General features: G+C 43.2%; 1 protein-coding gene. It reads left to right on the top strand.

The annotated features are described in order from the left end of the window. The first annotated feature begins 13 nt into the window (after window positions 1-13). Complete coding sequence (locus SCALIN_RS06190; protein ID WP_096893537.1) at window positions 14-11,218, top strand: SDR family NAD(P)-dependent oxidoreductase; 11,205 nt, start codon at window positions 14-16, stop codon at window positions 11,216-11,218. The last annotated feature ends 13 nt before the right edge of the window (window positions 11,219-11,231 follow it).

Here is an 11,231-nt window from a genome sequence, read left to right as displayed (position 1 = left end):
AAAGGGGATTAGTATGAGTGATTCAGATAGATTTGATAATATCGATGGCATCGCTATTATTGGGATGAGCTGTCGTTTTCCAGGTGCAAAAAATGTTGATGAATTTTGGCAAAATCTGCGAAACGGCACGGAATCAATATCATTATTTTCTGATCAAGAGCTGAAATCAACTGGAGTAGACCTTGCAGCATTAAGCGACCCTGCTTATGTGAAAGCTGGTTTTGTGCTGGAAGATATAGAGTTATTTGACGCCTCTTTTTTTAATTACTCGCCTGGTGAGGCCGAAATCATTGACCCACAACAACGCCTTTTCCTGGAGTGTGCCTGGGAAGCGTTAGAAAATTCTGGCTATGATTCTATGAGTAATGAAGGTCCGATTGGAGTTTATGCCGGTGGGAGTATAAATACTTATTTGAAAAACTTTGTCCCAAGGCCTGAATTAGATAAATCATTGGAGGTTTTTCAAGCGTTGATTGGAAACGACAAAGACTATTTGGCTTCCCGTGTTTCTTACAAATTAAACCTGACAGGTCCAAGCGTTACAATCCAAACTGCCTGCTCCAGTTCATTGGTTGCCGTTCATATGGCCTGCGAAAGCTTGCGAAACCTCGAATGTGACATGGCATTAGCCGGCGGTGTTAGAATATCTATTCCACAAAGAGTCGGCTATTACTATCAAGAGGGTATGGTTTTTTCTCCTGATGGGCATTGTAGAGCTTTTGATGCAAAAGCACGCGGAACTGCTTTTAGCAATGGTGTGGGTATTGTTGTTTTAAAACGACTGGTGAACGCCCTTGAAGACGGAGATTACATTCATGCGGTCATAAAAGGTTCGGCGATTAATAACGACGGGTCGTTTAAGGTTGGCTTTACTGCACCTAGCGGGAAAGGCCAGGAATCTGTGATTACCGAATCTCTTGCTGTAGCCGATATTGAGCCTGAGACAGTCACTTATATAGAGGCACATGGGACCGGAACAGAGCTGGGCGATCCTATTGAAATCAAGAGTCTTAAACAAGTCTTTAGGTCCACTACAAAGAAAAAGGGGTTCTGTGCCATTGGTTCGGTAAAAACAAATATAGGTCATTTAGAACAAGCTGCTGGCGTGGCAAGTTTAATCAAGACCGTCTTAGCTCTCAAGCACAAATTGCTGCCGCCCAGCCTTAACTTTGAACATCCTAATCCAAAAATTGATTTTGAGAACAGTCCTTTTTATGTAAATACCAAACTTTCCAAATGGCAATCCGACAATACTGCCCGCAGGGCAGGAGTCAGTTCCTTTGGCATTGGAGGGACTAATGCACATGTTATTGTCGAAGAATTCAAAGAGAGTAGGACAAAAACATTATCTTATAATTCCAAAATCGATTCTACAGAAACAATACTTCTTTCAGCCAGGAATGAAGAACGACTTAAAGAGTATGCCAAAAGTTTAATAAGTCATCTTAAAATTATTACTAAAGAAAATGAATATAAATTAGATGGGCAACAAGACAATATTCTGGATGACTCCGTAGATAAACCAACGCTTCAAGACATTGCATATACCCTCCAAGTGGGTAGGCAAGATTTTGAAGAGCGTTTAGCGGTGATTGTTAAATCAAAAGAAGAGCTGATTCAAAAGTTAGATGAATATATAAACAACAAAGAGAATATTGAAGGTTTGTATAGAGGGAACATTAATACCAACAAAAATAAGGAATGCAAAATTGGACAATCTAAGGAAGAGAAAGAATTTATTATACAGCTTTTTAATGCACAAAAAATCTCCAAGATAGTAGCTTTCTGGGTAAGTGGGTCTGAAATTGATTGGAGAGGGATTTATAAAAATAAAGATTGCAGACGGGTCCCTCTTCCTACATATCCATTTGCGAGAGAGAGATGCTGGTTAGAAAATACAGAGTTCGGAGTGCAGAGCGCTGGGGGTGGACGAGTGGGATTGGAAGTTATTCACCCTTTACTGCATCTAAACACATCCGACTTATCGGGACAGAGGTTCAGTTCGACCTTTACAGGCCAGGAATTTTTCTTGGTGGACCATGTTGTGAGAGGACATAGGGTCTTGCCTGGTGTGGCTTGTCTTGAGATGGCGCGAGTGGCAGTGAAGCAGGCAGCAGGAGTTTTGGAAGAAGGCCAGGTTGGTATTCTCCTCAAAAACGTAGTTTGGGCCAGGCCTGTTACTGTAGGGGGTCAGCCGTTCCAGGTACATATCGGTCTTTATCCTGAAGAGAACGGAGAGATTACATACGAAATTTACAGTCAGTCTGGTGCGGCCGATGCAATGCCTGTCATATACAGTCAGGGCACTGCTGTGTTCAGTGCTGTTAAAGAAACCCCAAAATTAGACCTCAAGGTCTTGCAGGCTGAGTGCAGTCAACGCAGTCTTTCTGCTAGTCAATGTTACGAAGCCTTCAGGTCGATGGGAATGGACTATGGCCCAGGGCACCAGGGAATTGAAGAGGTATTTGTGGGCAGTGATTCAGTACTGGCAAAGCTGTCTTTGCCTATCTCCGTTTTAGATACTCAGGAACAATTCGTTCTGCATCCCAGTTTGATTGATTCAGCTCTGCAGGCTTCGATCGGCTTGATGATTGACACTGATGATCTGGTTGGGGCGTTCCTTGCGGATGTCCGTGATTCCTCCCTCAAACCGACTCTTCCCTTTGCTCTTCAAGAGCTTGAAATTCTCGATAGCTGCACTTCCGCAATGTGGGCACTACTCAGGCCAAGTGAAGACACGGTGATAGGAAATAAGGCGCAGAAACTCGATATTGATTTGTGTGATGATAATGGGGTAATTTGTGTGCGGATGAAAGGGTTTTCGTTGAGAGTGCTGACAGGAGAAATCAGTGATGGTGGTACTCATTCAATAGGCCCAGGACACACCACTGCAACTGTCGGAACTTTGATACTCAAACCATGCTGGAAAGAACAAACTGTCCCTGAAGAAGCTACAGCACCTGCACTTTCAGAACATCTGGTTATACTTTGTGAAATGGGTGATAGTCTTAAGGCAAGCATCGAAACTCAAATTAATGGGGTGCGTTGTCTTGCCTTGCAATCCAAACAGAAAGGTATTGAGGAACGGTTCCAATCTTATGCTGTCATAGTGTTTGAGGAAATCAAAAGGATCATTAGCGCAAAACATAAAGTGAATGTTTTGGTTCAGATTGTGTTTACTATCCAGGAGGAGCAGCAACTTTTTTCCGGCCTTTCTGGTCTTTTGAGAACTGCCCGGTTGGAGAACCCAACAATTATTGGACAGCTGGTTGGAGTGAGTCCAAGAGAAGTTTGTGAAGGAATCATAGAGAAATTGAAGGAGAACAGCCGGCGACATGTGGATAAGCAGATTTGCTATCAAGGTGGCAAACGTCTTGTTGCCACATGGGGAGAAGTTGAAGCTTTTCCCGGAGAAAAGGTCCCATGGAAAGATCATGGTATCTATCTGATCACGGGTGGCGTGGGAGGTTTGGGGATCATTTTTGCCAGGGAAATTATACAAAAGGTCAAGGATGCAACTCTGGTCCTTACTGGACGATCTCCTTTGGATGAGGATAAACAGGCCAGGCTTAAAGCATTGGAAGTTTCAGGCGCCAGGATAGAATACAAACAGGTAGATGTGACCCAAAAGAACGCGGTTGCGGGGTTAATCCAAAGGATTCGGGAGGATTTTGGAAACCTTCATGGGATCATTCATAGTGCAGGTGTCATTCGAAACAACTTCATCCTGAAAAAAACTAGTGACGAATTGCAGGTAGTTCTGGCACCCAAGGTTACAGGCCTTACAAATCTAGATCGAGCAAGCAAAAATTTACCGCTGGACTTTTTTATCTGCTTTTCTTCTGGTGTGGGAGTTATGGGTAATCCAGGGCAAGCCGATTACGCGACTGCCAACGCTTTTATGGATGCATATGCTAAATATCGTAACCACCTGGTTGCCTCAAAACAGCGCCATGGTCTAACGTTATCCATTAATTGGCCCCTTTGGAAAGAGGGTGGGATGCAAGTCGATGAAACAACTGAGAAAATGATGAAGCAAAGTATAGGGTTGATTGCTATGGATACCAGAGTTGGTGTCCAGGCCTTGTATCAAGGTTTGGCATCAGGTCTGTCTCAAGTGATGGTGATGGAAGGGGAGCTAGAACGACTCCGTGCAACACTCCTTGATCAATCTTTCCGAACAGAAGATTCAGAAACACTTGAGGAAAACAAGTCCGTTCCGGCAATTGAACAGGAATTGCTCCAGGAAAAAACGGCCAACTACTTAGTAAATTTACTTTCTTCCGTCATCAAGCTACCCGCACATCGGTTCGAAATGGAAGCACCGATGGAAAAATACGGGATCGATTCTATTATGGTAATGAAACTGACCATCCAATTGGAAAAAACGTTTGGGTCTTTATCGAAAACATTATTTTTTGAATATCAAAACATAAAGGAACTAAGTAGATATTTCGTTGAATCATACCCTGCGAAACTGGCAGCATTACTGGGAATGGAGGGAAATTCAGAAACAGCCACTACCAAATATAATGATTCGGTAACTGAGAACAATTCTGTAACATCGGCCCTCACTACTCGCAGACGGCCACGTTTCGCGTCCATTCGTGCACCATCTCATGAAGAAAAAGCAACCAATGCTTTAGATATTGCAATCATTGGCCTTTCGGGACGCTATCCGGGTGCGAGAAATATTAACGAGTTTTGGAAAAATCTACGAGATGGCAAGGATTGTATCACCGAAGTCCCAAAAGACCGTTGGGACCATAACCTGTACTTTGATGAAGATAAGAACAAATCGGGAAAAACTTACAGTAAGTGGGGGGGGTTTTTGGAAGGTGTGGACCAATTTGATCCTCTGTTTTTCAATATTTCACCACGGGAAGCAGAAATTATGGACCCCCAGGAGCGTTTATTCCTGGAATGTGTCTTTGAAACCTTAGAAGATGCTGGATATACCCGAGAAGCTCTAGGCATGTACAAAAGCTTTGGTTTGAGAGGTAATGTAGGTATATATGCAGGGGTGATGTACGAAGAGTACCAACTTTACGGAGCAGAAGCAACAATTCAAGGCAGGCCAATCGCCCTTTCAGGGATCCCATCATCGATTGCAAACCGGGTCTCCTATTTTTGTAATTTTCATGGTCCCAGCATGGCTGTAGATACCATGTGTTCTTCCTCTCTGACCACGATTCATCTGGCATGTCAAAGCTTAAAGCAAGGAGACTGCCAGTTTGCGATTGCAGGAGGTGTGAATCTCTCCATTCATCCCAACAAATATCTCCTGTTGGGGCAGAGCAAGTTTGCTTCCAGTAAAGGGAAGTGTGAGAGCTTTGGGCAAGGTGGAGACGGCTATGTTCCTGGAGAAGGCGTTGGGGCAGTGTTGCTTAAACCCCTGTCTAAAGCAATTGCCGATAGGGACCATATTTATGGAGTAATCAAAGCGACTGCGATCAATCATGGTGGAAAAACCAATGGCTATTCCGTCCCTAATCCTAATGCTCAAGCCAGTGTCATTGGACGGGCTTTTAAGGAAGCAGGGATTGATCCAAGGACAGTCAGTTATATGGAAGCGCATGGCACTGGGACTTCCTTAGGTGATCCAATAGAAATCACAGGTTTGAATAAAGCCTTCCAGGAATACACGCAAGACAAACAGTTTTGTGCAATCGGATCAGCAAAGTCGAATATCGGGCATTGTGAGAGTGCGGCTGGTATTTGTGGTGTAACGAAAGTATTGCTGCAACTAAAACATCGTAAGTTAGTGCCTTCACTACATTCTGAGGTGCTGAATCCAAATATTGATTTCGAGAGTACCCCCTTTATAGTCCAACAAAAACTTGCTGAATGGGAACGGCCGGTAGTCTGGACCAATGGAGAAGCCAGGGAATATCCAAGACGGGCAGGCATATCATCCTTTGGCGCGGGAGGGGCGAATGCCCATGTAGTGGTCGAAGAATATGTTCCTGAGAATCAGGAACAGCCACAAATTATGATTAGCTCTCAGGACAGCTTCATTATTGTACTATCGGCAAAAAATGAAGATCGACTTAATGAACAGGTAGTGCAATTATTGGCTGCGATCAGGGAGCAGCAATTCTCTGACCACCACCTGGTTGAGATAGCCTATACTCTTCAGGTTGGACGCGAAGCGATGGAAGAGCGTCTGGCGGTAATTGTGGGGACTGTCAAAGAACTTGAGGAAAAGCTGGAGGGGTTTATTGATGGTAAGGAAGGTATTGAATATATGTATCGAGGTCAGGTTAAACGAAATAAAGAAACATTAGCTGTTTTTGAGGCAGATGGAGAATTGCAGGAAGCCATTAACAAATGGGTTCAACGAGGAAAACTTTCCAAGCTGTCAGATCTTTGGGTCAAGGGCCTGAATTTCGATTGGAACAAACTCTATGGAGATGTCAAACCAAATAGAATCAGTCTGCCAACTTACCCATTTGTGAGGGAACGGTATTGGGTCCCTGAGACAAGGGGAGAGCGGAGTATGGCGAGGGGAGAAGAAATTCAAAGGTTGCATCCTTTGCTCCACCAGAATACTTCTGACTTTTCGGAGCAAAGGTTTAGCTCTACCTTTACTGGTCAAGAGTTTTTTCTGGAGGACCATGTGGTGAAGGGACGGCGTGTTTTACCCGGAGTGGCTTATTTGGAGATGGCACGAGCGGCAGTGACCCGGGCGGCAGGAAATTTGGGTGAAGGTCAGATGGTAGTCCGCCTTAAAGACGTGGTATGGGCCAGACCTGTTACTGTAGGGGAACAGCCGGTCCATGTCCACATCGGGCTTTTTCCTGAAGAGGACGGAATGGTTGCCTATGAGATTTATAGTGTCCCTGAAAATGGTGACGAAGCGCCTGTCGTACACAGTAAGGGAAAGGTGGTGCTGCCCTTCGAAGGAATTCATCCTGAGAGGAACAGAACGACTCAAAATAAAAATTCTGCTGCTGCAGTTACTACATTGGACCTCAATTCCCTGCGGGCTGAGTGCAGCCAGAGAACCCTTTCTTCAAGCCAATGCTATAAAACTTTCAGGGCAATGGGGATCGACTATGGTCCTGGACACCAGGGGATTGAAGTGGTATATGTGGGCCATAATAAGGTATTGGCAAAGTTGTTTTTGCCATCCGAAGTCTCTGACACGGCGGACCAATTTGTCCTGCATCCCAGTTTGATGGACTGCGCCTTGCAGGCGTCGATAGGTTTAATGAACGGTCCCGGGAATTCACCTGGCATCAAGGATAGCCTTAAACTAGCTCTGCCCTTTGCTTTGAAAGAGCTTGAAATTTTTAGCAGTTGCACGTCCACGATGTGGGCATTGATTCGATACAGTGACGGTAGCGCAACAGGAGATAAGGTACAGAAACTCTATATAGATTTATGTGATGAAGCCGGGAAGGTTTGTGTGCGGATGAAAGAATTTTCATCGAGAGTGCTTGAAGGAGATTTTCAAACCAATGATGTGTCAAAAGCAGCCTCCACCGAAACGTACACCGGACCACTAGTTGGTTCCATCATGCTGACACCCGTATGGGATGTAGTCTCAGTAGAGAAGGGGCAGGCTTTCCTATCATCAACAGATAAGGTTGTGATAGTTGGCGGAAATAAAAAGAACAGGAGTGCTATCAGGCAATATTGTCCCCAAGCGCGTTTATTGGAAATTCATTTCAAGGATAGCATAGATACAATAGCTAAAAAGCTAGCAGTCTATAGTACCATCGATCATATTCTGTGGATTGCTCCTCATAATTCTTTGGAATCCCTGACAGAAGAAACCTTAATTGAAGAGCAGGGCCAGGGTGTTCTCCTATGTTTCCGAATGGTTAAGGCACTGCTTCTCGCAGGTTATGGGACAAAGGATTTAGGCTGTAGTTTTTTCACCATACAGACCCAACCTGTCCATAAGAACGATTTGGTGGATCCTGCCCATGCCAGTATCCATGGGTTGATTGGTTCCATGGCAAAAGAGTACCCAAATTGGAAGGTACGGCTTTTTGATCTGGAAGGCGGTTGTAATTGGCCGCTCACTGACATTTTTTCTCTTCCTGCAGACCCTCAGGGGAATGCCTGGATCTATCGGGGTGGAGAGTGGTATCGGCAACAGTTGATTTCATTCCATTGCGACTCATTGGATCAAACATTGTATAAGAGTGGAGGCGTGTACGTAGTGGTAGGAGGTGCCGGTGGGATTGGAGAAGCTTGGAGTGAATATATGATACGCACCTATCAAGCACGGGTAATTTGGATTGGCCGACGACAGAAGGATGCAACTATTCAATCCAAATTGGATAAGCTGGCTGTCTTGGGTCCCGTTCCTCATTACATTGCAGCGGACGCGACCGATCTTAAAGCGCTACAGCAAGCGTATGGAGAAATTAAACAGAGATTTTCACAGATTCATGGAGTAATTCATTCGGCGATTGTCTTGTTGGACCAAAGCCTGGCAAATATGGAAGAAGAACGGTTCCAAGCAGGTCTGTCGGCTAAGGTTGATGTGAGTGTACGTATAGCTCAGGTTTTTCAAAAGGAACCCCTGGATTTTGTACTCTTTTTTTCTTCCATGATTGGGTTTTTAAAAAATCCGGGACAAAGCAACTATGCTTCTGGTTGTACATTCAAAGATGCTTTTGCGCACCAACTCTCCAGAAAATGGCCATGTGCTGTAAAAATAATTAACTGGGGATATTGGGGAAGTATCGGGATTGTTGCTTCTAAAGTTTATCATGATCGAATGGCCCGTGAAGGCATTGGTTCCATTGAGCCCCCAGAAGCCATGGAAGCTTTGGAAACACTACTTGCCGGACCTGTGGACCAAATTGCGCTTTTGAAAACTTTGGGACCTCTGGTTATGGAAGGCATGAATCCAGAAGAACATATCACCCTCTATCCAGAAAAGCTTCTCTCAAATATTCAGAATATGCAGAAACCTATTCCAAAACAAGACGTACAAGTACAACAAATTAAATCAAAAGTTACTTTGCAAACGAAGGAGATGGACACGCTTCTTAGCAGACTGTTATGGGCTCAATTGCTGTCCACAGGGTTGTTTGAGCAAAAAAACTCACCAATAGCTGACCTTAACACAAAAGGTGGCATGCGTGATTTTTATAATAGGTGGCTTGAAGAAAGTATAGCGATTTTGGCGAGAAAAAATTATCTCAAGCTTGATAGAGAGTCATGCACTGTGGTCGATACGACTCCCATGGATGTAAATGCCGTATGGACAGAGTGGGATCTGAAAAAGGGTCTTTGGATCGATGATCCCAACATGAAAGCCATGGCGGTTTTAGTAGAGGCGACACTGCGAGCTTTGCCGGAAATTCTTACTGGTAAACGACTTGCCACGGACATCCTATTTCCAAATTCTTCCATGGAATTGGTCGAAGGGATATACAAATACAACCCGGTTGCAGATTACTTTAATGGAGCGCTTGCTGATATTGCGGTTACTTATATTCAAGAGCGCCTTAGACAGGATTCATCTGCACAAATCCGAATTCTGGAAATTGGTGCTGGCACTGGAGGGACCAGCACCATGATCTTTCCAAAACTTCAGTTCTTTAAGGAACATATTCAAGAATATTGTTATACGGACATCTCCAAAGCTTTTTTAATGTATGCGGAAAAAGAGTATGGCCAAAAGAACCCCTATTTGGCCTATAAAATATTTGATGTGGAAGCGCCTATTGCTAAACAAGACATTAGTGCAGGCGGCTATGATATAGCTGTTGCTACCAATGTTTTACATGCAACCAAAAATATTAGACAAACTTTACGTAACGCCAAAGCCGCTTTAAAGACCAATGGTTTGCTTCTATTAAATGAGTTGAGTCGCAATACCTTGTTTAGTCACCTGACATTTGGTCTATTAGAGGGATGGTGGTTGTACGAAGATCCAATGCTACGCATTCCAGGATGTCCTGTATTATCTTCAGAATCGTGGCAATCAGTATTGGAAAGTGAAGGGTTTCAGTCGGTCATGTTTCCGGCTAGAGAGAAACATGATTTGGGTCAGCAAATTATTATTGCTGAAAGTGATGGGGTCGTTAGACAAAAGAGGCCGCTTAAACTGAGAGAAACGCCCGTGAAACAACCATCTATAACTCAAAATAAGCATCTCAACTTACAGAAAACAAAAGTACTGAGCAAAGGAGCTGATGTGACCGGTCAAATGATTGAGGACCATGTGAGGATGGTCATTCGAGAGAGTATAGCAAAAGCGTTAAAAATGGAAGAGGGACAAATCCAGGATGATCAAAGTTTTGCAGAATATGGAGTAGATTCTATTATAGCGGTAAATTTAGTAAATTTAATCAGCAAACGATGTAATATTACCTTGCAAACAACAATCTTGTTTGATTACAATAATGTAGACCAGCTACTACAGTATATTACTCAAAAACATGAATCTACTTTGACTTTATTCTTACAGGAGAATGTGCCTGTTTTAGAAGAAGCGGATGTAGGGTCTCAGAGAGAAGAAATAACTGTTGCTCAGGAAAAGCGTCATACCTCTCATCGCTTCAATCGAAAATGGCAAAGAAATCGATTTTCTCCTTTTGATCCTTCCGATCGGGAAGTGCAGATACTTGTAAAATCATTATCATTAAATTCTGGGGATATACATGTGAAAGATTTATATCCTGATAATAATATGCCTGATTATCCTCTTACTACAGGTTTTGGAATATCAGGGACAGTTATAAAGACAGGTAGAGATGTAACCAGGGTTAAAACTAAAGATGCGGTGATAGGTCTAACAAGTAAAATTCTGGACGGGCAAAGTTCTATTGCAAATGTTGATGAGGGTATGGTTATTAAAAAGCCTGAAAACATCACTTTTGAGGAAGCGTGTACATTGCCTGTTGATTTTCTTTCAATATATTATGCTTTTGAACATACTGAAATACAACCAGGGGAAAAGATCTTAATTCTTACTTCCTCAGTCAATACGGGGCTCATGGCTGTTCATCTGGCATTGTTAAAAGAAGCTGATATTTATATTTCTGTTGATTCACAGGAAAAACTGGATTATTTAAAGGATATGGGGGTCAAACACCTTATCAATTATTCTGAAGATGATTTTGAAAAAGGAATTTTAGAGCTTACTGGTAATAGCAAGGTTGATACGATTATTAGTTCTTTTGAAAAAGTGAGTACGAATATTATGAATGTCTTGGTAGATGATGGCAAATTTGTTGAAATCAAATAAATTTTATTAAAGG

Source organism: Candidatus Scalindua japonica (assembly GCF_002443295.1).
Taxonomy (GTDB): domain Bacteria; phylum Planctomycetota; class Brocadiia; order Brocadiales; family Scalinduaceae; genus Scalindua; species Scalindua japonica.
Note: the sequence above shows the minus strand (reverse complement) of the source record. Positions and strands in the feature narration are given on the sequence as shown.

Coding starts and splice junctions, on each gene's coding strand:
- SCALIN_RS06190 (WP_096893537.1), top strand. CDS start 14: ATGAGTGATTCAGATAGATTTGATAATATCGATGGCATCGCTATTATT.